General features: G+C 53.7%; 27 protein-coding genes and 2 tRNA genes. 17 read left to right on the top strand and 12 right to left on the bottom strand.

Going from position 1 to position 22233, the window contains the following annotated elements; all coding sequences use genetic code 11:
- Nucleotides 1-79: 79 nt before the first annotated feature.
- Nucleotides 80-155: transfer RNA gene (locus HOL66_04110), tRNA-Ala, on the bottom strand.
- Between the two features lie 139 nt (nucleotides 156-294).
- Between HOL66_04110 and HOL66_04105 the strand changes: the two genes are divergently transcribed.
- From HOL66_04105 to HOL66_04090, 4 genes are read left to right on the top strand one after another with little or no spacing between them, the layout of a single operon-like run.
- On the top strand, nucleotides 295-597 hold the full coding sequence (locus tag HOL66_04105; protein ID MBT5243407.1) for a YggT family protein: 303 nt from the start codon (nucleotides 295-297) through the stop codon (nucleotides 595-597).
- Entirely contained in the window at nucleotides 597-938 is a 342-nt protein-coding gene (locus HOL66_04100; protein MBT5243406.1) for a DUF167 domain-containing protein, read from the top strand. The genes HOL66_04105 and HOL66_04100 overlap by 1 nt, the downstream gene beginning before the upstream one ends.
- Nucleotides 935-1834, top strand: a complete 900-nt coding sequence (gene folD, locus HOL66_04095) for a bifunctional methylenetetrahydrofolate dehydrogenase/methenyltetrahydrofolate cyclohydrolase FolD (GenBank protein ID MBT5243405.1) — start codon at nucleotides 935-937, stop codon at nucleotides 1832-1834. Before HOL66_04100 ends, folD begins: the two co-directional genes overlap by 4 nt.
- Nucleotides 1835-1866: 32 nt before the next feature.
- Nucleotides 1867-2319, top strand: coding sequence for a GNAT family N-acetyltransferase (locus HOL66_04090; GenBank protein ID MBT5243404.1), 453 nt, complete (start codon nucleotides 1867-1869; stop codon nucleotides 2317-2319).
- On the opposite strand, the gene HOL66_04085 is transcribed toward HOL66_04090, so the two are convergent.
- Complete coding sequence (locus tag HOL66_04085; GenBank protein ID MBT5243403.1) at nucleotides 2316-2660, bottom strand: hypothetical protein; 345 nt, start codon at nucleotides 2658-2660, stop codon at nucleotides 2316-2318. The genes HOL66_04090 and HOL66_04085 overlap by 4 nt on opposite strands.
- A 14-nt stretch (nucleotides 2661-2674) precedes the next feature.
- Here HOL66_04085 and HOL66_04080 point away from each other — a divergent pair, with 14 nt between their 5' ends.
- The 3 genes from HOL66_04080 to lepA are packed head-to-tail and all read left to right on the top strand — an operon-like array spanning nucleotide 2675 to nucleotide 5869.
- Nucleotides 2675-3316, top strand: coding sequence for a hypothetical protein (locus HOL66_04080; protein ID MBT5243402.1), 642 nt, complete (start codon nucleotides 2675-2677; stop codon nucleotides 3314-3316).
- 15 nt (nucleotides 3317-3331) lie between these two features.
- On the top strand, nucleotides 3332-4018 hold the full coding sequence (locus HOL66_04075; GenBank protein ID MBT5243401.1) for an NnrU protein: 687 nt from the start codon (nucleotides 3332-3334) through the stop codon (nucleotides 4016-4018).
- Nucleotides 4019-4060: 42 nt separating this feature from the next.
- Nucleotides 4061-5869 carry an elongation factor 4 gene (gene lepA, locus HOL66_04070; GenBank protein ID MBT5243400.1) on the top strand — a complete coding sequence of 603 codons (1809 nt, stop codon included), beginning with the start codon at nucleotides 4061-4063 and terminating at the stop codon, nucleotides 5867-5869.
- Here lepA and HOL66_04065 read toward each other — a convergent pair.
- Nucleotides 5866-6330: a hypothetical protein gene (locus HOL66_04065; protein ID MBT5243399.1), complete on the bottom strand. Its 465-nt coding sequence runs from the start codon at nucleotides 6328-6330 to the stop codon at nucleotides 5866-5868. The two genes, lepA and HOL66_04065, sit on opposite strands and share 4 nt — an antisense overlap.
- Before the next feature lie 89 nt (nucleotides 6331-6419).
- On the opposite strand from HOL66_04065, the gene HOL66_04060 reads away from it, so the two are divergent.
- From HOL66_04060 to HOL66_04035, 6 genes are all read left to right on the top strand, one after another.
- Nucleotides 6420-6509 (top strand) — tRNA-Ser (locus tag HOL66_04060).
- A gap of 134 nt (nucleotides 6510-6643) precedes the next feature.
- Nucleotides 6644-7897: a tyrosine-type recombinase/integrase gene (locus tag HOL66_04055; protein MBT5243398.1), complete on the top strand. Its 1254-nt coding sequence runs from the start codon at nucleotides 6644-6646 to the stop codon at nucleotides 7895-7897.
- A 189-nt stretch (nucleotides 7898-8086) separates the two neighbouring features.
- Nucleotides 8087-8329: a transcriptional regulator gene (locus HOL66_04050; protein ID MBT5243397.1), complete on the top strand. Its 243-nt coding sequence runs from the start codon at nucleotides 8087-8089 to the stop codon at nucleotides 8327-8329.
- The gene (locus HOL66_04045; GenBank protein ID MBT5243396.1) at nucleotides 8329-8661 is read left to right on the top strand and encodes a hypothetical protein; all 333 of its coding nucleotides are present in this window, start codon (nucleotides 8329-8331) and stop codon (nucleotides 8659-8661) included. The genes HOL66_04050 and HOL66_04045 overlap by 1 nt, the downstream gene beginning before the upstream one ends.
- A complete protein-coding gene (locus tag HOL66_04040) occupies nucleotides 8654-11056 on the top strand; it encodes a DUF3987 domain-containing protein (GenBank protein ID MBT5243395.1) in 2403 nt (800 codons plus the stop codon). Before HOL66_04045 ends, HOL66_04040 begins: the two co-directional genes overlap by 8 nt.
- Nucleotides 11057-11217: 161 nt before the next feature.
- Entirely contained in the window at nucleotides 11218-11556 is a 339-nt protein-coding gene (locus HOL66_04035; protein MBT5243394.1) for a hypothetical protein, read from the top strand.
- A gap of 146 nt (nucleotides 11557-11702) precedes the next feature.
- Here HOL66_04035 and HOL66_04030 read toward each other — a convergent pair whose 3' ends face one another.
- The 9 genes from HOL66_04030 to HOL66_03990 all read right to left on the bottom strand — a co-directional run bounded on the left by HOL66_04030 (nucleotide 11703) and on the right by HOL66_03990 (nucleotide 20262).
- Nucleotides 11703-12263, bottom strand: a complete 561-nt coding sequence (locus tag HOL66_04030) for a hypothetical protein (protein ID MBT5243393.1) — start codon at nucleotides 12261-12263, stop codon at nucleotides 11703-11705.
- A gap of 683 nt (nucleotides 12264-12946) precedes the next feature.
- Nucleotides 12947-13336, bottom strand: coding sequence for a CBS domain-containing protein (locus HOL66_04025; GenBank protein ID MBT5243392.1), 390 nt, complete (start codon nucleotides 13334-13336; stop codon nucleotides 12947-12949).
- 148 nt (nucleotides 13337-13484) lie between these two features.
- Complete coding sequence (locus tag HOL66_04020) at nucleotides 13485-14447, bottom strand: FAD:protein FMN transferase (GenBank protein ID MBT5243391.1); 963 nt, start codon at nucleotides 14445-14447, stop codon at nucleotides 13485-13487.
- Nucleotides 14448-15665 (bottom strand): NADH:ubiquinone reductase (Na(+)-transporting) subunit F, encoded by a 1218-nt coding sequence (locus HOL66_04015; GenBank protein ID MBT5243390.1) that lies wholly within the window; start codon nucleotides 15663-15665, stop codon nucleotides 14448-14450.
- 7 nt (nucleotides 15666-15672) lie between these two features.
- Nucleotides 15673-16275 (bottom strand): NADH:ubiquinone reductase (Na(+)-transporting) subunit E, encoded by a 603-nt coding sequence (nqrE, locus tag HOL66_04010; GenBank protein ID MBT5243389.1) that lies wholly within the window; start codon nucleotides 16273-16275, stop codon nucleotides 15673-15675.
- Nucleotides 16272-16922: an NADH:ubiquinone reductase (Na(+)-transporting) subunit D gene (locus tag HOL66_04005; protein ID MBT5243388.1), complete on the bottom strand. Its 651-nt coding sequence runs from the start codon at nucleotides 16920-16922 to the stop codon at nucleotides 16272-16274. The genes nqrE and HOL66_04005 overlap by 4 nt, the downstream gene beginning before the upstream one ends.
- Entirely contained in the window at nucleotides 16919-17653 is a 735-nt protein-coding gene (locus HOL66_04000; protein ID MBT5243387.1) for a Na+-translocating NADH-quinone reductase subunit C, read from the bottom strand. Before HOL66_04000 ends, HOL66_04005 begins: the two co-directional genes overlap by 4 nt.
- Nucleotides 17646-18425, bottom strand: a complete 780-nt coding sequence (locus HOL66_03995; protein ID MBT5243386.1) for a hypothetical protein — start codon at nucleotides 18423-18425, stop codon at nucleotides 17646-17648. The genes HOL66_04000 and HOL66_03995 overlap by 8 nt, the downstream gene beginning before the upstream one ends.
- 142 nt (nucleotides 18426-18567) lie before the next feature.
- Nucleotides 18568-20262: an NAD-dependent malic enzyme gene (locus HOL66_03990; protein MBT5243385.1), complete on the bottom strand. Its 1695-nt coding sequence runs from the start codon at nucleotides 20260-20262 to the stop codon at nucleotides 18568-18570.
- Between the two features lie 376 nt (nucleotides 20263-20638).
- Here HOL66_03990 and HOL66_03985 point away from each other — a divergent pair, with 376 nt between their 5' ends.
- From HOL66_03985 to HOL66_03970, 4 genes are all read left to right on the top strand, one after another.
- Nucleotides 20639-20872, top strand: a complete 234-nt coding sequence (locus HOL66_03985) for a hypothetical protein (protein MBT5243384.1) — start codon at nucleotides 20639-20641, stop codon at nucleotides 20870-20872.
- 115 nt (nucleotides 20873-20987) lie between these two features.
- Nucleotides 20988-21155 (top strand): hypothetical protein, encoded by a 168-nt coding sequence (locus tag HOL66_03980; protein ID MBT5243383.1) that lies wholly within the window; start codon nucleotides 20988-20990, stop codon nucleotides 21153-21155.
- Between the two features lie 54 nt (nucleotides 21156-21209).
- The gene (locus tag HOL66_03975; GenBank protein MBT5243382.1) at nucleotides 21210-21608 is read left to right on the top strand and encodes a DUF3775 domain-containing protein; all 399 of its coding nucleotides are present in this window, start codon (nucleotides 21210-21212) and stop codon (nucleotides 21606-21608) included.
- A 107-nt stretch (nucleotides 21609-21715) separates the two neighbouring features.
- Nucleotides 21716-22189: a glycine zipper 2TM domain-containing protein gene (locus HOL66_03970; protein MBT5243381.1), complete on the top strand. Its 474-nt coding sequence runs from the start codon at nucleotides 21716-21718 to the stop codon at nucleotides 22187-22189.
- Nucleotides 22190-22233 lie beyond the last annotated feature (44 nt).

Genomic DNA, 22233 nt, shown 5'->3' with positions numbered 1-22233 from the left:
GGATAATTTGGGCAAGGCGTTAAATCGCTTCACCCAGCTTTCGGCACCCGTCTGACAGAAAGAAGGGGTTTGAGAAACTTGGTGGAGCCGAGGAGAATCGAACTCCCGACCTCCACGTTGCGAACGTGGCGCTCTCCCAACTGAGCTACGGCCCCAAAGTTTCCTTGCGAAAGTATATGCGGGCTCGCTCTATTGCTGTCAAGAGTGACGCCGCGGCGCGTCCGCCTCTTGCCAGAAAAACAGTGTGGGGATAGGTTATGCGGGCACATTTAATTCAAGGATTTGATCATCGCCATGGACGTCATCGCAGGCCCTCTTTTGAAGCTCCTTTTGACCGTTATCGACCTTTATGTATGGATCGTCGTCATTGGCGTTATCCTCAACTGGTTGACCACTTTCAAGGTCGTCAATACATCAAACCGTTTCGTCTATATGGTTGGCGAATTTATCTACCGGATTACCGAACCGGTGCTCGGCCGGATTCGCAGAATTTTGCCGGTTTTGGGCGGCTTTGACTTATCGCCAATCGCCCTCATCCTGGGCCTGATGCTGCTCCAGGATGTCTTGATCAATGTCATGGTAAAATTTGGCGCCTGATGTCATCCTGCTCGCCGTTTTCAAGGGTCCCCGGCGGTGTCCGGGTTCGCTTACGTTTAAACCCGAAAGCTTCGGCAAATCGCATTACCGGCCTGACTGCCGATGCTGATGGTGGGGTTGTCCTGAAAGCCACCGTCACGACGGTTCCTGAAGACGGAAAAGCCAATGCGGCGCTGATAAAAATGCTGGCCAAAGAATGGAAGCTGGTGAAATCGGGTTTCGATATTATCCACGGCGCAACAGGCCAAAACAAAACATTGTTTGTCGCCGGAGATACAGACCACGTGTTGAAAAAATTGCAAGACTGGGCTTCACAAAAATTAGGGAATGAAACGCCATGAACGAAGCGGCAATTATTGACGGTAAGGCCTTTGCCGAAGCTTTGCGCGAACGCGTCGGCACAGCCGTGACCCGCCTTAAGGAAGATCATGGCCTGACCCCTGGTCTGGCCGTCGTGTTGGTCGGGGAAGACCCGGCCTCGCAGGTGTATGTGCGCAACAAGGGCAAGCAGACGCTTGAGGCCGGGATGAATTCCTATGAGCACAAGTTCGATGACAGCCTTAGCGAACAAGCGCTGCTTGATTTGATAGGTCAACTCAACGCTGATGAGAAAGTTCACGGCATTCTGGTGCAATTGCCCCTGCCGGATCATATTGACGAGGCGGCGGTGCTTTCGGCTGTTGATCCGGACAAGGATGTGGACGGTTTCCATGTGGTCAATGTTGGACGCCTGGCAACCGGCGATAAGCGGGCCATGGTTCCCTGTACGCCGTGGGGTTGTCTGATGATGCTCAAAGACCGTCTCGGCGATCTTAAGGGCAAAAAGGCACTGGTGCTGGGGCGCTCGAACATTGTCGGTAAACCGATGGCGCAATTGCTCCTGGGCGAGCATTGCACCGTCACCATCGCCCATTCACGGACCGAAAATCTGGCCGCTGAATGTGCCGCCTCTGATATACTGATCGCTGCGGTTGGCCGTCCCCAGATGGTCAAGGGCGATTGGGTCAAGCCCGGTGCTGCGGTTATCGATGTGGGTATCAACCGTATTGACGCACCGGAGCGCGGTGAAGGCAAAACACGGCTTGTCGGCGATGTCGACTTCGACGAAGTGATCAAGGTCGCAGGCGCCATAACCCCGGTTCCGGGTGGCGTCGGCCCCATGACCATCGCCTGCCTGTTGCGCAACACCCTTGCCGCAACCTGCCTGCAACACGGGCTGGAGGTTCCGGACGTCTAGTGGACATTTCGATCAAGGCGTTCAGCGCTGAAATGGGTGCCGGCGTCATCGATTTAATTCTGCCCATCCAGCAACAGGAATTCGGCGTCAACATCGGCTTCGCCGATCAGCCGGACTTAAACGATATCCCGGGGTTCTATCAGCAGGGCGCTGGTGGCTTTTGGGTCGCCCAAGACGGGGACAGGACTATCGGCACCATCGCCCTGATCGATATTGACGGGGGTGTGGGGGCGCTTCGCAAGATGTTTGTAGGGGCTGACTACCGTGGCGGCGAGCGTGGCATTGCCTCAACCTTGCTGAAAACCCTTTTGGATCACGCACGGGCCGAAGGGCTATCCCGGATCATTCTGGGGACGACGCCGGTGATGGCCGGCGCGCACCGGTTTTATGAAAAAAACGGCTTTCAGGAAATCACCATCGATGAGCTGCCCGAAAGCTTTCCTGTGATGGCCGTCGACAAGCGGTTTTACCGTTTGATGCTTTAATGATCAGACTGCTGGGCCAGTTTTTCGGTAAGGCCCGTCTCGTATGCAACGCCTTCCGGGGTCAGGGTTATGGCTGTCGGGAAATTGGAGCGGGCCAGGCCTTTACGTTCCAGCGCCCGCCATACCGCCTGATTGGAAAAGCCGCTGGCGTCGCTAGCCGAAACAACAAAGCTGCCAATATGGACATGGTCACCGTGGGCATGGGGCAGGGTCGACAGCATGATCTCGCCGCTGCTTTCGTCACGGGTCGAGGTACCCGGATGGCGCGCCAGTTCCTGAAACAGCAGCAGCGTTCGCAATTGCAGTTTGTTGAGCTTCAATGGGTTCTTTTTTTGCGCCATGGTATAAACCTTATATGACCGACCTGCTTTCCGCCATCGCCGCGTTTATCGTCTCCCACGCCATTCCGGCATTGGGCCCCTTGCGTGCCTATCTGATCAGGGCCATGGGTTTTCCCATGTATGTGAGCCTGTATTCCATGATCTCGCTGGCGGTTCTGGTGTGGCTCGGTTTTGCTTATGCGAACGCCCCATATATAGAGGTCTGGGCATTTCAGGAATGGACCCGCTGGCTGACGTTGATCCTGATGGGGCCGTCGTGCTATCTGCTGGTTGTCGGTCTTTTAAGCCCCAACCCCTTGTCGCTGTCGTTGCTGCCGGCTGACAGGTTCGATCCCGACCGGCCCGGCATCGTCGGGATGATGCGCCATCCGGTAATCTGGGCCATTGGCTTGTGGGCACTGGCCCATCTGGCGCCCAACGGTGATCTGGCGTCGCTTTTGATGTTCTCGTTGCTTCTGCTGGCCGGCCTTGCGGGGCCAAGGAGCCTGGACAGGAAACGCCGCGCCAAGCTGGGGGAGCAACAATGGCAAGAACTGACGCAGGGAAAGGCCACCTTGAAAGGTTTGACGGTTTCGCCATTTATTGGTGGCGGTGTTTTGTATGCTGCCATATTTTTTGCCCATGAATGGCTGGTTGGCGTCGCCCCCCTGCCGTAAAGAGGATTAAAAACCATGATCGAATTAACCTTGGCGGCGCTGGTTTTTGTCGTCTCCCACATAGGGCTGTCTCATGGTGGGATTCGTGCCGCACTGGTGGCAAGGCTTGGCCTGTGGCCGCACCGGCTTGTTTATTCACTGATTTCCATAGCAGCGCTGGCGTGGATGGTGATGGCATATACCGATGCCCCCCATGTCCTTTTGTTCGACCCACACATGGCGCTAAAGCACTTACCGCTTAGCTTGATGATGTTCGCCTCCCTGCTGATTGTCGGCGGCTACAGCATCGCCAACCCTTCAGCGATTGTGCTGGAAGACTTGAAGCCCGGCGATGGGATTGCCGGTATTTTGAAAATCACCCGCGCCCCGGTGATGTGGGGTGTCGGCATTTTCGCCTTCTCGCACATGCTCGCCAATGCCGACACGGCGTCGTGGATTTTCTTTGGCGCTTTGCTGGTTCTGGCCATTGCCGGTGGCTGGCATCTTGATCAACGAAAACAGGCGGAAGGCGGGCAGAAATGGCTGGAACTTTGCGAAGAAACGTCGTTTTGGCCCCTCGCCGCCATGCTTTCAAGGCGGACGAAGTTGCGGGTGGGGGATATCGGCTGGTGGCGGCTGGTCCTGACGTGCGCGCTCTACGCCGGGATACTCGCCGGCCACAAAATGGTGCTCGGCGTTACGGCATTTCCGCTGCCCGTGTAAACAGGGATAGCCAAGCCTTGCGGGCAATGATAAAAGCCGCCCATGAGTACAACCGACCTGTCGCATATCCGCAATTTTTCCATCATTGCCCACATTGATCACGGTAAGTCGACGCTTGCCGACCGGATGATCCAGATGTGCGGCGGGCTCGCTGATCGCGAGATGAAGGAGCAGGTGCTCGATAATATGGATATCGAGCGCGAGCGCGGTATTACCATCAAGGCGCAGACCGTGCGACTGAACTATAAAGCGGACAATGGCGAGACCTATCAGTTGAACCTGATGGACACCCCGGGCCATGTTGATTTTGCCTACGAGGTCAGCCGTTCGCTGGCCGCCTGTGAAGGCTCGCTTCTTATCGTTGACGCGACACAAGGGGTGGAAGCACAGACCCTGGCCAATGTCTATCTGGCCCTCGACAACGATCACGACATTATCACGGTGCTTAACAAAATTGACCTGCCGGCCTCTGAACCCGCACGCATCAAGGCCCAGATCGAAGATGTGATCGGCCTGGATGCTTCGGACGCGGTGGAGATTTCGGCCAAGACGGGTCAGGGCATTGATCAGGTTCTCGAAGCCCTGGTCGAACGGTTGCCGGCCCCCACAGGGGACGCTGCCGCGCCCTTGAAGGCGTTGCTGGTTGACAGTTGGTATGACTCGTATCTGGGGGTAATGATTCTTGTTCGGGTGCATGACGGGCATCTAAAGAAGGGCATGAAGATCAGGATGATGGCCTCAGGTAGCGTCCATCAGGTTGAACAGGTCGGGGTTTTTATGCCGAAGGCCAAGCGGGTCGACAGCCTGGGCCCCGGCGAGGTTGGTTACATCACGGCATCGATCAAGACGGTTGCCGACACCGATGTCGGCGATACCATCACCGAAGATAAACACCAGGCCACAGAGCCGCTTGCCGGGTTCAAGCCGTCAGTGCCGGTGGTCTTTTGTTCGCTGTTTCCATCTGACGCCAACGACTTTGAAGACTTGCGCGAAAGTCTCGCCAAGTTGCGGCTTAATGACGCCAGCTTTGAATACGAGCCGGAAAATTCCATGGCCCTTGGCTTGGGTTACCGGTGTGGCTTTTTGGGATTGTTGCATCTTGAGATTGTCCAGGAACGTCTGGAGCGGGAATTCGATCTGGATCTGATCACCACGGCCCCGTCGGTTGCCTATAAAATCAAACTTAATGACGGCACCGAGATGGAACTGCACAACCCGGCCGATATGCCCGACCCGACCCAGATCGCCGAAATTTCCGAACCCTGGATCAGGGCGACGATTATGGTCCCCGATGAATACTTAGGATCCGTCCTGCAACTGTGTACGGAGCGTCGCGGCGTCCAGATCGAACTAACCTACGCCGGAAATCGCCCCATGGTAATTTACCGGCTGCCTTTAAACGAGGTGGTGTTCGATTTCTACGACCGTCTGAAATCCATCAGCCGGGGCTACGCCAGCTTCGATTATGAACTGGACGGATTTCAGGAAGGCGATCTGGTCAAGGTGTCCATTCTGGTCAACGCAGAGCCGGTTGATGCACTGGGTTTTGTCTGTCACCGCAGCCAGTCCGAAACCCGTGGCCGCGGCGTTTGTGAACGCCTCAAGGATTTGATCCCGCGCCAGTTATTCAAAATTCCCATTCAGGCCGCTATCGGCGGCAAGTTTGTGGCCCGCGAAACCATCAGCGGTATGCGCAAGGACGTTACCGCCAAGTGTTACGGCGGCGATATTACGCGCAAGAAAAAACTGCTGGAGAAGCAGAAGAAGGGCAAAAAGAAGATGCGCCAGTTCGGCAAGGTGGAAATTCCGCAATCGGCCTTTATCGCCGCCCTTCGCATGGGTGACGATTAGGGCTTGTTGTCATTGATGATCTCATCATCATCGATGGGGTTTTCGGGCAAAATATCGCGGGGGCCGTGTTCTTCGCCGGGTGGATTTTCCTCCATCGCCCGCTTGGTCAGTTCATCATACAGGGCGTAGGACTCGTTAACCTGGGCTATTTCCTCGCGGCTATGGGGGCTACGGTTGGGGCTGAAAAACATCAGGGCGGCACCCGGACCACCAACAAGAAGCCAGGCCGGAAGTTTCAAGATCGTCAGGATCACCAGGTCCCATATCCAGTCCCCGAACAGTCGCTGGATCCTGATTTCGGCAACAAGAAAGGTTTCAGGCGAAAGCGCGTACCACAGGTCATGGGCGGGTACGACGAACGAGCGCGGGATGCCAGGCAAAGCGTGCGAGGCATTTTCGGTGGCCGCTGCAAAGAAGCCCAGGCCCAGCAAAATCAGGCCGATATAAAAGAACATGCGCATGGCGGCATAATAGCCGTTGCGTCGGCCTCGTGCCTCGGTTAATTTGCGCCGCCTTGGACTTTTATTTTGCGCGTCCAGGAAAACCCTGTGGAGGGGTGGCCGAGTGGCTGAAGGCGCACGCTTGGAAAGCGTGTATGCGGGAAACCGTATCGAGGGTTCGAATCCCTCTCCCTCCGCCACCACCCCCTTATAATCAGCCAATTATCAAATCATACGTTCTGCAACATGTTGTAAAACAACAAGTTTGTATTGTGCCGTCTCATGGCGTATCATTGAAGCTCATAATAAATGTGGGGCGGAGTGTGGGGCTGATATGGCCAATCTATCTAAACTTCAGGCAGACAACATCAAGCCCGACGACAAGCCAATAGCAGATGGCACTGTCTCAGGACTGCGGTTCCATCCGGGTAAAGAGAAGGGGCAAGGCAAGTGGATGATGCGGTTTGTCTCTCCGGAAACAAACAAGCGTCGTGATATGGGCTTCGGCGTTTACCCTGAAGTCAGCATTTTAGAGGCTCGTAAGGTAGCAGCTTCGGCGCGTGAGTCGATCCGCAATGGCATTGATCCTATTGATGCGAGGAGGGCAGCAGGGCTTGATCGAAAACGTGAAGTAAATGCGCTTACATTTGAGAAGGCAGCGAGGCAATGCCACGATGACAATAAATCTGGCTGGAGAAACCCAAAACACGCTGCGCAGTGGATCACTACTTTGGAGACATATGTATTTCCCCATATAGGTGGCCGCAAAATTGATAGCCTCAAGGCGAGGGACTTCGCTGATGCACTGCGGCCTATATGGCTAGACAAGCCAGAGACAGCCTCAAGGGTTAGGCAACGGTGCAGTACTGTCATGGACTGGTGTGCCGCTCAGGACTTAATTGCAGGTAACCCTGTAGGCGTTGTAGGTAAGCTGCTGCCCAAACAGCCGAGTGCTCAAGAACGCGTTAAACATCAACCAGCGATGGCTTGGGGAGATGTCCCGAAGTTTATTGAGGATCATCTGCGGATAGGCACGTCGAATGTAAGCAAAAAAATGCTGGAGTTCTTGATCTTGACCGCTGCCAGATCAGGCGAGACCCGAGCTATGACGTGGGCGGAGGTCGATCTGACCGATTGTGTGTGGACGGTGCCAGCGGAGCGTATGAAGGCGAATAAAGAGCATCGTGTGCCATTATCAGGTAGGGCTACTGAAATACTAAAAGCCCAGAAGGATGCCGCCGCTCACACAACGCTGGTGTTTCCCTCTCCAACTGGGGGCGTGCCGAGTGACATGATCCTGACCAAGTTTCTTCGGGACAAGAATGTTGAAAGCAGTGATCCGGGGCGGACGGCCACAGCGCATGGGTTTAGGTCCAGTTTTAGGGACTGGGCATCAGAAAATGGATACAGCCGTGATCTTGCCGAGAGAGCCTTGGCCCACACCGTTAGGAACCAAACCGAAGCGGCTTACCATAGAACCGATCTGCTGGAGCAGCGTCGGGGAATGATGGAAGCGTGGGCGTTGTTTGTCGGCGGGCTAGAAGTTGAGCAAACTAACGTTGTTGCTATGTCGGCAAAAAGAAAATAATTTTTCTTTTGTTTAAAAACAAATACTTAGTTCTACAACATGTTGTAGAACTTGCCGCCTCTTGACGGGGTGGGTCGGGGTGATACATAAGTACTTAGTCGCCTCCTAATGAGGTTACGCGTTTCTTCTTTTAAGGAGAAATAGGTCCGAAGCAAGACCAAAGCGTAACCAGAAACTTAGGAGGTTCTCATGATCGAAATCACCAATTCCCCCACAAAACAAACAGCCACAGACCGCATCTGTGGGTTCGATGATCTGCCTGACGGCGCTCTAACCGAAGTCTCAGAGATAAGTTTTCTTGCGCGGCGCAGTCGGGCCAGCATCTGGCGCGACGTAAATCATGGTCGCTTAGCAAAACCCCACAAGGTAGGTCCTAACGCTACTCGCTGGTATGTGGGCGACGTGCGGCTGTACCTGAAAGGGGACGCGTAATGTCTGTATTCAATTCAAGCACCCCCCAATCGGGTTCAAAAAAGATTACCCGTTTAATGAAACGTGCCGAAAGCAAAATGGCACCGCATATGGACAAGTTCCAATCCCCAGATGGGATGATGGCGGGACTACTCATTTCAGGAGCAGCGGCCATCGCTGCCCAAAGCAAAGGAAGTAAAAAGCCTCTAAAGCAGGCGATAAAAGAAGCCTCAAAGATGTCTGGCATCCCCTTAGGAGCGATGACCGCACATGCAGAGTGCTCCCTTGCAATGTGCAAAATGTCAATTCAGATGCAGCGCTCAACACCTTTCATGGGAGGCGACAATGAGTAATCCAACACTCGCACCCATGCGTTTTTCCCGCGGTGTCAGCAGGTTCGACAATTGTCCGGAGCAACGCTCATCCAATAGCTTCGATGAATTTGAAAAGGCGGTCATCTCTGACCTGTCGCCGGAGAAGGGCCTGTCATTCATCTGTTCACCCCTTCAATGCGGTATTCATTATCAAAACCCTGAGAAATATCCGGGCGAAGCAACCTGGCGTTTGAAGAATTACGCATTGTCGCGTCAGTTTTTAGCTTTCGATTTTGATGGCTTTTCTTCGCCTGAAACCTTTGACGCAGTCAGGGTGTTTATGCAGCGTTATAGGGGTTTTTGCTATACGACGGCGACCCACACCGAAGAAAAACCCCGCGCTCGTGTAATCCTGCTTGTCAGCCGCCCAATGTCACGGGACGAGTGCGAAAAAGTATCTGAAACGCTTGAAGCGGAAATTGAGTTAAGCGTCGGTCCTGGCTGGGTCAAATTCGACTCCTCGGTATATCGGGGTGAGCAGCCTATCTATACGCCGGTAGTAGGCACCAAGACCTTTAGCTTTCAAGGTAAAGCGGTAGAAGTAGATACTCTTCTGAATATTTCGCAGCGGCGTAAAACGGCTATTCAATTCGGTGGTAGTACTGTCGATGGGGATGGGCTTCTGCGCACAGCTCCACCAAGGGAGATGTCAGCAAGAAGTGCAGAATTGCTCGCTGCCATGGGCGGGGGCATTGGAGGTTACGATCTTCCTGATCGTGTTGACGAAGGTGACAGAAACAGTGGCATTTTGGCCCATGTTGGCCATCTCCGTGGCCGTGGAGTGCCTGAGGACCTAATTCCCGACATGGCTCTCGATTTTAATCGCTCCCGCTGTAGCCCGCCTCTCGATGATGATGAGGTGCTAGACATCGTCAGCCGTTATGAAAAACAAGCAAGCTCCCCTGTAGGTAACCTTTCCCCCGACGACTGGCCCGAACCGAAAGAAATCAAGGCCGCATTATCGGTAGTCCCCAAGTTCGACGTCGACATTCTACCCAATGTGCTCAAGCCGTATGTGGTAGATGCTTCTGAACTTATGCAATCCCCACCGGAATTTATAGCGGTCCCACTTATGGTCGGTGCAGCCGCTACGCTGGGCAATCAATGGGCCATCGCCCCAAAGGCGAAAGACTTGAGTTGGAAGGTCCCCCCTGTGCTGTGGGGCGCGATCGTTGGTCGTCCCGGAACGAAAAAAAGTCCATGCATGAATAAGGCGCTTTTCCCTCTGCTAGAGATCGAAACGAAGTTGGCAGATGCGCATACCCAACGGCTGCAAAAACATCAGTCCGACAAGTTGCTGCACGATGCTTTGTTAAAGAAGGCTCAAACCCAAGCCGCTAAAACCGGGACTGTTCCTTCTCTATCCTTGCCGCCGGAAGAGCCTCAGCCAGAACGGTTAATGACGAACGACACGACAGTACAAAAACTTAGTGAAATTCTCCGTGGCTCGCCTAGAGGTGTGGCAGTCGTTAGGGATGAATTGGTCGGCTTGCTAGAGGGACTGGATGCAACGAGCCAGGAAGGTGCTCGGGCATTTTATCTCACTGCTTGGAACGGAAACCAGCCTTACCGGGTTGATCGCATTGGTCGGGGCAGTTTTGTCATTCCACGCTTGTCTGTGTGTGTTCTCGGCGGTATGCAGCCGGGTAAGCTGCAAAATTATGTCCGTCAAGCCACCCGTGGTGGGAATGGTGATGATGGGCTAATGCAACGGTTTCAGCTTCTGGTGTGGCCTGATGTGTCTCCTGATTGGGTTGACGTTGACCGCCGCCACGACCAAAAAGCATTTGACGATGTTTTGGCCGCCTTCACCCGGTTGCGCGACCTTACGCCTGCTGACGTTAACGCAAAGACTGAAATATTTGGGGATGTGGCCTACTTGAAGTTCGATACACAAGCGCAAGCGCACTACAACGAGGCGCGTAAATGGTTTGAGATACCAGTGCGTTCTGGCGCTTTAAACTCAACTTTGGAAGCGCATTTTTCCAAGTACCCATCAATGATCGCTGCGCTGGCGTTGGTCATCCACCTTGTTGATGGTGGATATGGCCCAGTTAATCTTGACGCCACCAAGAAGGCTGTTGCATGGGCACAGTATCTTGCTCGTCACGCCAAGCGAGCATATGGAGCCGCCGATAATTCTGCCGCACTGTCTGCCAAAGCACTGGCAGATAAAATCACAAAGGGTGCACTTAAGTCTGGTTTCACTGTCCGGCATTTTAAGCGGAAGGGGTGGCAGAACCTTACCAAAGACGATGATGTACGGGCTGCGATGGAGTGGTTAGTCGATGCCAACTGGATAGTTGGAGAAGACAAGAAGAGCGCTGGCCGCCCAACGACAGTTTACACCATAAACCCAAAGGTACAGGGATAACGGCTTGGGTGGACTTTTGTCGGTTTTGGCAGTGATCTACAGACGTTCGATTTCTCTCTTTTGTTAAGTAAGAGAACAAACCTTACAGGTTTTTAAAAATTCAAATGTTGTGAAGAACTGCCAAAACTGACGAAAGTCCCAGCCACCAGAGGAGCTTTATAATGGGATACATAGAAAATCTGAAACTTGCCACTGCTGATGCTAACCGCCTGCGCGAAGAAAAAGCCCAAGCGAAAAGTCCCCCTGCCGATCCGCGCATAGTTTCAACCACCCCCCTCAAGCAGCAAGTTCAAGAATACCTGCTGTCCCAGCCTCCGATCATGCGCGACAAGCCGATCTCGCTCATGGCACTCCGCGCTCAATTAACAGGCACCTACAACGCGATGCCATCGGCTGGCGATCTGGGCATCGTGCTGACGGCACTCGGTTTCAAAAGGGTTAGAATATTTTCAAATGCAGGGAATGGTCGGCGTTTTTGGTTGCCCCCTTCAAGGGACTGACGGGCCGGACACAGGGGCAGGCTGGACGCGCAATGGCGATGTTGGCATATAGGTGAGGAAAAGCCTCAATGTCCGTTATTTGGGGGCTAAGCGGAAGTGAAAACAGGGTGGCCATGACAGCCGGTTTTGACCCACAAGGGACATAGTTAAGAAGCTGGAACACCCATGACTGTCGTGTTGGGCAGAACATCTTTCACTACAACTGCCCCCATACCGACGAACGCATTCTCTCCTATTGTGCACTCATCTCGTATGATCGCCCCGGCTCCGATGTATGCCCCACATTCGACTTTGACCCTTCCAAGTATAAGTGCCTGAGGTGCAAGCGTCGCAAAATCACCGATAATGCACTCGTGATGTACGGTCGCACCAATATTTATTTGGACGCCGTCTCCGAGGATGGCGTTCATTACTGTAGAATGATGTTGAATTGTGATGCCGTTGCCAAGTTTTGCTGCCTTGGAAATGTAGGCGTGGGGGGATACAAGGTTGGTTAATCTTGACTCGTAAATCGGGAAGAGTTTTCGCCTGATTTTCGGAACCATCGAGCCGAGGATTACAGGGTTGTCGGAATTGTTAGCTTGTTTGTCTCCGCCTAGGTAACCTGCCCCAAATTCACGGAGATCATAATACCCTGCGAAAATATGACCGCAGGACTCGATAAGATCAATCAAATCGAGATCAAACCCGGCAAGTTCAATTTTCAATATTATATCTCATTTCAAACAGCATCTAAATTAACCGCGATAGGAATACCCAACCCCATGGTCGAAAGACAAACCAATGTCTCTTCTTGGCTATACCCGGACTCTATCAGCATCACTCAATAATGTCTGCAATTAGGGGGGTAAGCAGAAGTGAATGTCCGGTTTTGCCACTACGCATCCACATCCGTCGTGCTATCGCCCTTTGAAGAACTAACCCGTCAAGCATCAACCACCAAACTATACACGGCCTAAAAATCACCCTGTGATGAAAGAGGCAGACCATAATAGGGGGAGGGGTAGTTTTCTCAGTCCATGTACCCCCCGTCTCCCTTTCCTTACATCACTGTCAAGTTTGGAAAAGAAAGGCGGAACTGGACCGGCAGCGCCAATAGTGGGAGTCGAACTCACAGCTAGCTAGGGCGAGGCATATGAAGCCAAGCAGCTACTGGTGCACAGCGCTTGGAGAAGATCGCTACTAATGTGGGGCTGTGTGTGGGGCTGAGAAGTAGCCAGCGGATTAATGCAATTAAACCAATACATTACACAATGATGCGGCAGACTCTCCCTCCGCCATTTTCTTTTTTCATTAACAGCTTAAAAGCAACGTTATTTGGACCGGAAACGGCAAAAATACTTTTTTTTGCTTGTATTTTCATTCGCCCGATATTGTTTCAACGCTGACTCTATAGGTTCTTACTCAAAGCATTGAGGATGTCGTGCCGACAGACCAGCCCGACCAATTGACCATGGCGCATGACTGGGAACCGGCGGAAGGGGGCATCCAAAAATAATTGCACGGCGGAGGTTATATCTAAACTGGCATCCAAAGTTTTGACATCGTTCACCATATAATCCTGCACCAGCCCGCCCCATCCGTCGTGATAGCAGGTACTGAAGGCGATCCTTAGACAATCCTTGCGTGATAGAACCCCCACCAACTTGCCGGAATCATCAACGACCGGCGCCCCTGAAATTCGCTTCTCCAGCAGGGTGTGGATTGCCTGGTGGATATCTTGGTTGGGGTGAAAGGTCACGAGTTCGGTGGCCATGATGTCTGCAATGGTGCGGGTCATGGTGTGTCTCCAGGTTTGCAAAGCGGGCAGACCTTGATGACAGCATTGCCGCCACATGACCCCTTTAGCGGCGGGCGCCCGAATAAGGCACCAAGATAAAGCGCCAGGCCTGCCAACCCAAAAACCCCAAAGCCAATCAAAAACTCAATCATCGGGAACCCTCCAACGGAAAATCGCCCAAGGTTACTTCCACGAAGTTATTTCCATTTTTTAGCAAAAACAACGCCCGCGCATCATAGGCGTTAAACAGGTTAGCGGACTCGTTTGGCCCCAGAACCATAGCCGCCGTTGCCAATCCGTCAGCCAGCATACCGGACGGCGCCATCACGCTGACCGAAGAGACATCATTGACCAGTGGGCCAGCGGTGCGGGGGTCAATGACATGGGCGTAACGTCGTCCTCCAACTACATAACTTTGTGCGGCATCCCCCGACGTGGCAAGGGCCGCGTTACCGGCATTTATCAAGCGCTGGATTTTATTTGTTCCCGGGCGTTCAATGCCTATGCGCCAAGGCCGCCCAGTTGGGTGACGGCCACGAGCGACAACTTCACCGCCCAGTTCAAGAAGAAAATCAAGGCCATCAAGTGCCGCTGCGATTTTATCCAAAGCATAACCCTTGGCGATGCCATTTAGATCCAGTGTTAATTCAGTTATGGATTTTTCCAATCGTCCGCCAACAACACGAACGTCGGAATACATCCCTGCGGGTGCCGTGGCGGCAATGGCCGCAGGGCCGAACCCGTATTTCCGCCCGATGGGCGCACTGGTTGGATCGAAGGCGCCGCCACTAATTTTTGCCAGGTCGAGGGCCGCCTGAGCGACAAAGCGCGTTTCGTCATCGACGAGGTTGGTTCGCCCGGCATTAAATTTTCCCAAATCCGAATCAGCGCGGAAAGGTGACATGTGGCCATCAATGTCGCGAACAATTCCGTCAATCAACGAACGCGGGTTTTCCATCGTATCCGGCAGGACCAATCGCCAGGATGAACCGAAGGCAGGACCTGTTAAAACCTTGACGTCCGGCGAGCGTGCCCAAACCGGGCCGAACGCCAGACCGGTCAGTGCCGTAGCGCAGCCAAGTTGAAGAAAATCTCGTCGTTTGATGTTCATTCAACCTCCAAAATCGTCGTAGAAGACAGAACTTTCCGCGACACCGAGTGTATTCAACAGGGAACGCACGGCTTCAATCATCAGGGGTGGGCCGCAAAGATAGTATTCACACGCCGTTGGATCCGGATGATTTTCCAGGTGTCGACGATAGACGACATCGTGAATAAATCCGGTGTCACCACTCCACTCATCTTCAGGTGCCGGGTCCGAAAGGGCGATATTCCACGAGAAGTTTTCAAACTTTTGTGCCAGATTTTCCATCTCTTCATCATAATAAAGATCGATCAACCCGCGCGCCCCGTACCAGAAACTGATCGTCCTGTCGTCGCCCTGGCGTTCCAACTGATCGACGACGATGGCCCGCAAGGGGGCCATACCTACCCCGCCACCGATCATCACCATCTCGCGGGTGGTATCGCTGGCAAAAAAGTTGCCGAAGGGTCCCGAAACCTCGACCTGGTCACCGGCGCGCAATCCGAACAAATAGGAAGAAACGATTCCCGGAGGAACATCCGGTTGATTTGCCGGCGGCAGGGCAAGTCGAATATTCAGTGTCAGGTGGCTTGTTTCACTGGATGAATTGGCCAAAGAGTAAGCCCGTGCGACTGGGGCCTTATTGTTTACCGTCAGCGCACGAAGGCCCATGCGTTCCCAGGTTTCTGCATGTTCCGGCGCGACCTCAATATCTGCAAAAGACAACTCGAACTGCGGGGCGACAATCTGAACATATGATCCGGCGCGAATGCTTTTAACCTGACCCTCCGGCAAATCCAGGATGATCTCCTTGATCAATGGCGAAACGGTACGGATTTTGTGAACACTGCACGTCCAGGTTTCCGCCGTTAGCAATTCGGTAGGCAGCTTGATTGTCAGCGCATTGCGAACAACGACCTGGCAGGCAAGACGGTAACCTGTTTCTGCATCAATTTTTGACAAGGCTGCGCGTTCGACCACCGAAACATCGTCACCACCCGATACCTGTATCCGGCAAAGCCCGCAGGTTCCAGCACCACCGCAACTTGTCGGTAGATGGATGCCGCCCCGGGTAAGGGCATCGAGCAATTTTTCACCAAGGGAGGCGTCTATTTTTTGATCGCCGTTGATGGTCAGTTGGGTGGTTCCCTTGAGCACCAGTAGGCGTCGCGCCCCCAGCACGATAAAGGTCAATGCCATCACCAATCCGGTAAATACCAATGAGCCCAAGATGGTTTCAGTCATCGTTTACTCACCCGAATTCCAAACCTGTGAAAACTGCGAATCCCATGGACATAAGGCCGGTCAAAATAAAGGCCATGCCCAAGCCGCGCAGTCCTTTGGGGACATGCGTTTCGTCGATCTTTTCGCGCAGAGTAGCAAGCGCCCAGATGGCCAACGCCCAGCCAAGGCCCGACCCAAAGCCGTAAACTACGCTGTCGGTGAAGTCCATGCGCCGTTCGATCATGAATAAACTGGCTCCCAGGATGGCGCAGTTGACGGTAATCAATGGCAGGAAAATGCCGAGCCCGTTGTAAAGTCTGGGGAAATATCGATCCAGCACCATTTCCAGGATCTGGACGATTGCCGCGATCACACCGATGGCAGCGATCAGAACCAGGAAGCTCAAATCCAGATCGTCCCTTCCGGCCCAGGCCAGCGCACCATCTTTCAACAGCCATGTGTAGAGCAGGTTGTTGATCGGAACGGTTATGGTTTCGACGGCAATCATGGCCAGTCCCAATCCGAAAGCAACGTCGAAACGGCGTGAAACGGCCAGAAACGTGCACATCCCGAGGAAATAGGACAGCGCCAGATTTTCTGTAAAAATGGATCGCAACAGCAGGTCGATCATTGTTGCCCTCCATCTTCAGCAGGGACCTGGGCATCCTCATTCTGCTCGGGGTGTCTGTTGCGAGCCCACCAGACAACCAAACCCAGCAGGAAAAAGGCGCTGGGCGGCAATGACATCAGGCCGACCGGTGTGAACCAGCCGCCATCCGAAACGGTAATCAGGATAGGGGCGCCAAACAGTGTCCCGGCGCCCAGCAGTTCACGGATGGTGCCGACGATAACCAGAATAAGGGAATAACCAAGTCCGTTGCCAAGACCGTCCTGAAAGCTGCGAAGCGGGGTATTCTTCATGGCGAAGGCCTCCGCCCGGCCGAGCACGATACAGTTGGTGACGATCAGGCCGACAAAAACGCTAAGGCGTTTGCTCATGTCGTACCAATAGGCTTGCAACAGTTGATCGACGACAATAACCAGCGAGGCAATGATGGTGATCTGGATGATCAGGCGAACCGGCCGCGGAATGTGGTTGCGGATCAGGCTGATGGAAACATTGGAAAGGGTCAATACGAAGATTAACGCGGCGCTCATAACCAGGGAAGTTGACACCGACGTGGTCACGGCGAGGGCGGAACAGATGCCCAATACCTGCAGCGTTACCGGATTGCTGGCCATGATTGGTTCTGTCAGGGGGAGGGGTAATTTGCTCATTTCGATTCCCCCGAACCCAATCGCGCAAGATAGGGGCCGTAGGCATCAGGCCCAAGCCAGAAACGCATGAGCCTGCTGATCCCGCTACCGGTTCGTGTTGCCCCCGAAATTCCATCGACTTCATGAATTCCCTTGGCGCGCCCCTTCACGACCTCGATAAGGATTTTACCACTTGCGTCCGCTATTTCCCGACCCGGCCACCGGCCAGTCCAGGAGTCCTTTTCAATATTGGCTCCAAAGCCGGGAGTTTCATCATGGTCGTGGAATTTCACTGCGGCAACGGTGTTAAGGTCGCCTTCAAGGGCCAGGAACCCCTTCAAAGTCGACTTGTAGCCCTTTCCCCGGACCGGCAAAATCACCAGGGTTAGCCTCTCGCCATCGCGAACTTCGTAAACGGTGGCGACGTCTTCCATTTGGCCTATGCGCGCCGGGTCGCGGCTGGGGGGGACTTGTCTCCAGATGCTGGAGGCTTTTTTCACGTATTTGCCGCTTGAAAGTTCAACAAAACGAGCCTCTGGCGATTTGACCCCCAGTTGCTCGACTATGGCCAGCATGCCGGCTTTACTGGCCCTTTCGCGGTTGGCGTCGCGAAGGGGTTGCAGGGTGACGGCTGTAAGAGATACGAAAAAGGAGGCTATGGCGGCGACAATGAACGCCATACCGATAATTTTTCCCGGATGATCATTGGGAAGCGCCAGAAACGATCGCCACAAGGAAATTGGATTACCCACGTTGCGGTCTCCACATCACGGCCCTGTCCAGCAAGGGGGCGAACAAGCAGCCCAGCAAGGCGGCGAACACGATTCCATCCGGTTGATCGGGATCAACCGATCGAATAACCATTACCAGCATTCCAACCAAAAAACCGTGCAGCCAGCGAGCACTTTCAGAGCGCGGCGCACTTTCGGTGCTGGCGGCCAAAAACAAGACACCCGCAACATAGGAACCCAGTAGGGGTTGCTCCCAACTGACGAATCCCATCATCAGTTGGCTGCCCAGCACTGAACCTAGCAGCGCACCAACAGCCACCCGCCATGCCAGAAAACCCTTCCATAGATAAATGGCTCCACCGGCCAGGCTGGCGACAGCAAAAACCGGGTCCTCAGCCTGATCCAACAAATGGCGAAGCTGGAAACCACCATCCGGATAAGAAAATAGTGCAAAGGCCAAAGCGATCAGAGCCGGTGGCAGAATGGGTCTTCCACCAAAAACTTCCCGTCCGAAGATACTACCGAAACCAATCGCCACCCCGGCGCTAACGAGAGAAACCGGGGTTGGAAGAAAAACCACAAACATCAGCACGAAAGGAAGAATACCGGGTCCGATGGGGCGTTCCGCTTCACGCGCAAATTTGGCGCCTAAGGCGTAAGCAATGAGCAGCGTCATGGCCAGTAGCAGCAACCGGTCGACTCCTGCCTCGGCTCCATCGGCAAAAAGTCGCGCCACCAATGGCAAGGAAAGACCGGCTACCTTGAATTTGTCTTCGTCCATCATAACAAACATAAGATTCGCCGATCAGCTCACTTGGAAAGAACCAGTTAGAATATTATGGCATAAACAGAGTCCGGTCTATTCACCACATCGACCATGAAGAGACCCTATTTCTCCGCAGATAGAAACCGGAACGGAATGTCCGGATTCTATTTCATATAGCGGAGGCCACGTATTTTGGGTACTCCGTACTGAACATGTGCGACCTGATGTGCCCCAGCATGTCGGTCGGGTGCTGCTGGCTGGTGATGTCGTGGCTGTAGGCGACATCCGCCACCGCCACAGCTATCGCAACCGAGACCTCGCGAATGCGACCCAGCGCCGGGTAGATCCTGTCCAGAGCCAAATCCTCGTCCGTCACTTTTTCGCTCAGAGCCTTTGCGGCGGCGAAGAACATTTCGTCGGTTACGCGTCGCGCGCCAGAAGCCATGATCCCCAGTCCGACGCCGGGGAATATGTATGCATTGTTGCCCTGGCCCGGACAATACGTCCGACCGTGCATGGTGACGTCGGGAAACGGGCTGCCGCTGGCAAAAATCGCGCGGCCCTGAGTGTGTTTGTAGGCTTCCTCGGCTGTGCACTCGGCTTTGGTGGTGGGATTTGACAGCGCCATGATAAGCGGACGATGCGCATCGCCTGAATTGACATCGGCCATGGTCTGCAGAATGTCAGAAGTGAAGCTGCCCCCCTGACCGGAAACACCGATAAGCACCGTCGGTTTGATCCGCTCCACGGCGGTTTGAAGGTCAGCGACGAATTCCAGATCATGGGCGTACGGGCGTTTGAAATCGTCCAGTTCCTCAATTCGGTTTTTAACCAGCAACCCTTTCGAATCGAGCAGGCAAATTCGGCCGCGCGCCTCATCTTCCTCCATACCCTCCTGAACCAGGGCGGAAACGATCAAGTTGGCGATACCGACACCGGCGCTGCCAGCGCCGTAGAACAGAAATTTTTGCTCCGACAAATCTTCACCCTTCAGGGACATGGCCGACCAGATGCCTGACAAGGTCACCGCCGCAGTACCCTGAATATCGTCATTAAAGGTGCAGACACGGTCCCGGTATTTCATCAACAGGCGAAAGGCGTTGGACTTTCCGAAATCCTCAAACTGAATGACCGCTTGTGGAAAACGTCTCTCAGCAGCCGTGACAAATTCATCGACAATTGCATCATACCTGTCGCCCCGCAGGCGCGGCATCTTCAAACCAAGATATAGGTCGTCATCAATCAGGGCCTGATTGTTGGTTCCGACATCCAGCATTATCGGCAAGGTTGAACTTGGGGGCACCCCGGCGCAGGCGGAATACAGGGTCAGTTTGCCAATCGGTATCCCCATGCCGTTAGCGCCCAGATCGCCTAGTCCAAGAATTCGCTCGCCGTCGGTGACAACGATAATCCGGGGGTTTTTGAAATGCCAGTTGCCGAGAATTTCCTCCATTCGGCCCTGATCTTCGGCGCTAAGGTACATGCCCCGGGGCCGGCGGAAAATGTGGCCGTATTCAAGGCATGCCTTGCCGACGGTGGGGGTGTAGAGAATCGGCAGCATGTCCTCGATATAATCCATTACGACACGGTAGAAGAGCTGCTGGTTTCGCTCCATCAGGGCGATCATAAAGATGTACTTACCAAGACCTGAATCCTTGCGATTGAAATTATCCATCACCCGCTCCACCTGTTCGTCCTGGGTGGAAACGTGGGGCGGCAAAAGCCCGTGCAAGCCCAAGGCGTCGCGCTCGGCCATTGTGAAGGCTGTTCCTTTATTGAAGGCGGGATCGTGGAGGATGCTTGAGCCTTTCGGCAGATCCTCAGTGTGAAACGGACTTGAAAAGTCTTCAACCTGATCTGGCATGATGCACCTGCGGTCCTGGAGATTAAAGAGACGTAATTTCTCGCGACCAGCAACGCTCCCCAAAACCTGATTTATGTCCGGCGCTGCAGAGGTTGTCGACTTTCGATAAATCTACAGCAGCGCAGGCGGCACAAAGAAGATGCCACCTTTCAGGGCCAACCGATTGGCATTTGCCAAGCAATTTATCAGGGAGTCTCCAGGGAGGCTCCAATCAAGCGGGAAGTCTAGCGCGAATCAGGATTTTTGACATTGATCCTAATCATCTTAGACCTGAATTTAATTCAAAATACAGGGAGATAACTCATGAGGAAAAAAGGGGCGATTTCAGAAATTTTAAAATGTCTGATGCCTGACCCGGGCGGTGGATTCAGACCTGATGAGTGTACAACGCCCCGCAGCGACGGCATCTGTCTTTTTCAACGCTGACACCGTTGCCGAAGCCGAATTTTGTCTCGATGATTTGGTAATCATGAAACCCAAGCCGACACAACAGACGGCCAATATGCCTAAAGATGTCCACTTGTTTGTCCCCACTTTCGTGCGCGGGTTGACGAGTAACAGTATAACGCAATTCGGGCATTTTTACACGTCGGTTTTGTCCAATTATTGATCATGCAAGCGGTGCGGTTACCGGGAAAATGTCGTATAATGCTGCAAGGCTCAAATAAACACAGGAGGCGGTCATCGTAGATAAAATTGACTATAACGCCGAACTGTCGCGGTTAATGACGGAAGTGCAGGGTGACCAAGGCGACGCCCACGAGATTCATATGCGTCTCAGGCAACTGATTGCCACCATGCGCGCCGAAAACCTGCCCGTACCCCAGGACCTCAAAGACCTTGAAGCCGGACTGGATAAGGAATTTGCGGCCGAGGAAAAGGCGTCTCACTGATTTGACGCTTCCTCGCAGGTCCTGAAGTTACGTGCCTGGAATGGAGGGACTGTCATGCTCCGGATTGCACTTGATAAAATTTGTGAAATCGTCGTCAAGGCCAAGGCTTTGGCTGCCAAAGTGGATGTGGTGGAACCGGATTACGGCTCCAATCCCGTTGATGAAGATATGCGTGAAGTCCTTGAGGATTATTCAGATGATGCCACGTATGAAGAAATTACGCAATTTATGGACGCCCTCAACGAGGATGAGCAAATCGACCTGGTTGCCCTTGCTTGGGTCGGGCGGGATGATTTCTCGATGGCGGAGTGGGATGACGCGGTTGCTGAAGCGAGACGCGCTCACGACGAGTACGAGTCGATATCCACGGCCGAATACTTGCTAGGGATGCCTTTGCTCGCCGAATACCTGGAAGTTGGGCTATCGAAGAACAATCTGTCCTGCGATTGGTAAGGGTAACCAACCCTACCTGAATGTCCGTATTTGGTGTATAATGATGGGCAATTTCAAGACCTGTCTGCGACCTTCCTGTTGATCAAGAACAGCCAGGAAAGGGGGCTATGACAATGTTAAAAAAACTTGGCATTTTAAGCATTCTCACCATTTTTCTGCTCGCCGCCTGCGTTGAAGGTCAGGAGAAACAGACTGCCGGAACCATCGTCGGGGCCGCGGTCGGTGCCCTGCTGGGTTCTCAGGTAGGTAGCGGCAAGGGGCAGTGGGTTGGTGCCGCGGTCGGTGCAATTGCCGGGGGATGGCTTGGCGGCGAGGCGGGAAAAAACCTGGATCAGGCCGACAAGACCAAGGCCGAGAAAACCGCAAAGAATGCTCTCGAATACAATCCTTCGGGTCAAACTGCCTTCTGGAACAATCCGGACTCAGGTATTTCCGGTTCCTACACGCCGACAAGCGTCGATAAGAGCAACGGCAAGGACTGTCGCGACTTTGAATCGACCATCACCGTTGATGGCAAGACCGAACCGGCCAGCGGACGGGCTTGCCGCGAAGCGGATGGAACCTGGCGGATCGTTCCCTGAAGGGATTTTGAGAAATTCTGATCAAGGATAATGCTGCGAAGAAT

Source organism: Rhodospirillaceae bacterium, assembly GCA_018662005.1.
Classification (GTDB): Bacteria; Pseudomonadota; Alphaproteobacteria; order Rhodospirillales; family JABHCV01; genus JACNJU01.
The sequence above is the reverse complement of the archived record's forward strand: the minus strand, read 5'-3'. Positions and strand labels throughout refer to the sequence as shown.

What these genes read in the sequence shown, in the direction of transcription:
- HOL66_04105 (MBT5243407.1), top strand. Translation starts at nt 295, where the DNA reads ATGGACGTCATCGCAGGCCCTCTTTTGAAGCTCCTTTTGACCGTTATC.
- HOL66_04100 (MBT5243406.1), top strand. Translation starts at nt 597, where the DNA reads ATGTCATCCTGCTCGCCGTTTTCAAGGGTCCCCGGCGGTGTCCGGGTT.
- folD (MBT5243405.1), top strand. Translation starts at nt 935, where the DNA reads ATGAACGAAGCGGCAATTATTGACGGTAAGGCCTTTGCCGAAGCTTTG.
- HOL66_04090 (MBT5243404.1), top strand. Translation starts at nt 1,867, where the DNA reads ATGGGTGCCGGCGTCATCGATTTAATTCTGCCCATCCAGCAACAGGAA.
- HOL66_04085 (MBT5243403.1), bottom strand. Translation starts at nt 2,660, where the DNA reads ATGGCGCAAAAAAAGAACCCATTGAAGCTCAACAAACTGCAATTGCGA.
- HOL66_04080 (MBT5243402.1), top strand. Translation starts at nt 2,675, where the DNA reads ATGACCGACCTGCTTTCCGCCATCGCCGCGTTTATCGTCTCCCACGCC.
- HOL66_04075 (MBT5243401.1), top strand. Translation starts at nt 3,332, where the DNA reads ATGATCGAATTAACCTTGGCGGCGCTGGTTTTTGTCGTCTCCCACATA.
- lepA (MBT5243400.1), top strand. Translation starts at nt 4,061, where the DNA reads ATGAGTACAACCGACCTGTCGCATATCCGCAATTTTTCCATCATTGCC.
- HOL66_04065 (MBT5243399.1), bottom strand. Translation starts at nt 6,330, where the DNA reads ATGCGCATGTTCTTTTATATCGGCCTGATTTTGCTGGGCCTGGGCTTC.
- HOL66_04055 (MBT5243398.1), top strand. Translation starts at nt 6,644, where the DNA reads ATGGCCAATCTATCTAAACTTCAGGCAGACAACATCAAGCCCGACGAC.
- HOL66_04050 (MBT5243397.1), top strand. Translation starts at nt 8,087, where the DNA reads ATGATCGAAATCACCAATTCCCCCACAAAACAAACAGCCACAGACCGC.
- HOL66_04045 (MBT5243396.1), top strand. Translation starts at nt 8,329, where the DNA reads ATGTCTGTATTCAATTCAAGCACCCCCCAATCGGGTTCAAAAAAGATT.
- HOL66_04040 (MBT5243395.1), top strand. Translation starts at nt 8,654, where the DNA reads ATGAGTAATCCAACACTCGCACCCATGCGTTTTTCCCGCGGTGTCAGC.
- HOL66_04035 (MBT5243394.1), top strand. Translation starts at nt 11,218, where the DNA reads ATGGGATACATAGAAAATCTGAAACTTGCCACTGCTGATGCTAACCGC.
- HOL66_04025 (MBT5243392.1), bottom strand. Translation starts at nt 13,336, where the DNA reads ATGACCCGCACCATTGCAGACATCATGGCCACCGAACTCGTGACCTTT.
- HOL66_04020 (MBT5243391.1), bottom strand. Translation starts at nt 14,447, where the DNA reads ATGAACATCAAACGACGAGATTTTCTTCAACTTGGCTGCGCTACGGCA.
- HOL66_04015 (MBT5243390.1), bottom strand. Translation starts at nt 15,665, where the DNA reads ATGACTGAAACCATCTTGGGCTCATTGGTATTTACCGGATTGGTGATG.
- nqrE (MBT5243389.1), bottom strand. Translation starts at nt 16,275, where the DNA reads ATGATCGACCTGCTGTTGCGATCCATTTTTACAGAAAATCTGGCGCTG.
- HOL66_04005 (MBT5243388.1), bottom strand. Translation starts at nt 16,922, where the DNA reads ATGAGCAAATTACCCCTCCCCCTGACAGAACCAATCATGGCCAGCAAT.
- HOL66_03995 (MBT5243386.1), bottom strand. Translation starts at nt 18,425, where the DNA reads ATGTTTGTTATGATGGACGAAGACAAATTCAAGGTAGCCGGTCTTTCC.
- HOL66_03990 (MBT5243385.1), bottom strand. Translation starts at nt 20,262, where the DNA reads ATGCCAGATCAGGTTGAAGACTTTTCAAGTCCGTTTCACACTGAGGAT.
- HOL66_03985 (MBT5243384.1), top strand. Translation starts at nt 20,639, where the DNA reads ATGAGTGTACAACGCCCCGCAGCGACGGCATCTGTCTTTTTCAACGCT.
- HOL66_03980 (MBT5243383.1), top strand. Translation starts at nt 20,988, where the DNA reads ATGACGGAAGTGCAGGGTGACCAAGGCGACGCCCACGAGATTCATATG.
- HOL66_03975 (MBT5243382.1), top strand. Translation starts at nt 21,210, where the DNA reads ATGCTCCGGATTGCACTTGATAAAATTTGTGAAATCGTCGTCAAGGCC.
- HOL66_03970 (MBT5243381.1), top strand. Translation starts at nt 21,716, where the DNA reads ATGACAATGTTAAAAAAACTTGGCATTTTAAGCATTCTCACCATTTTT.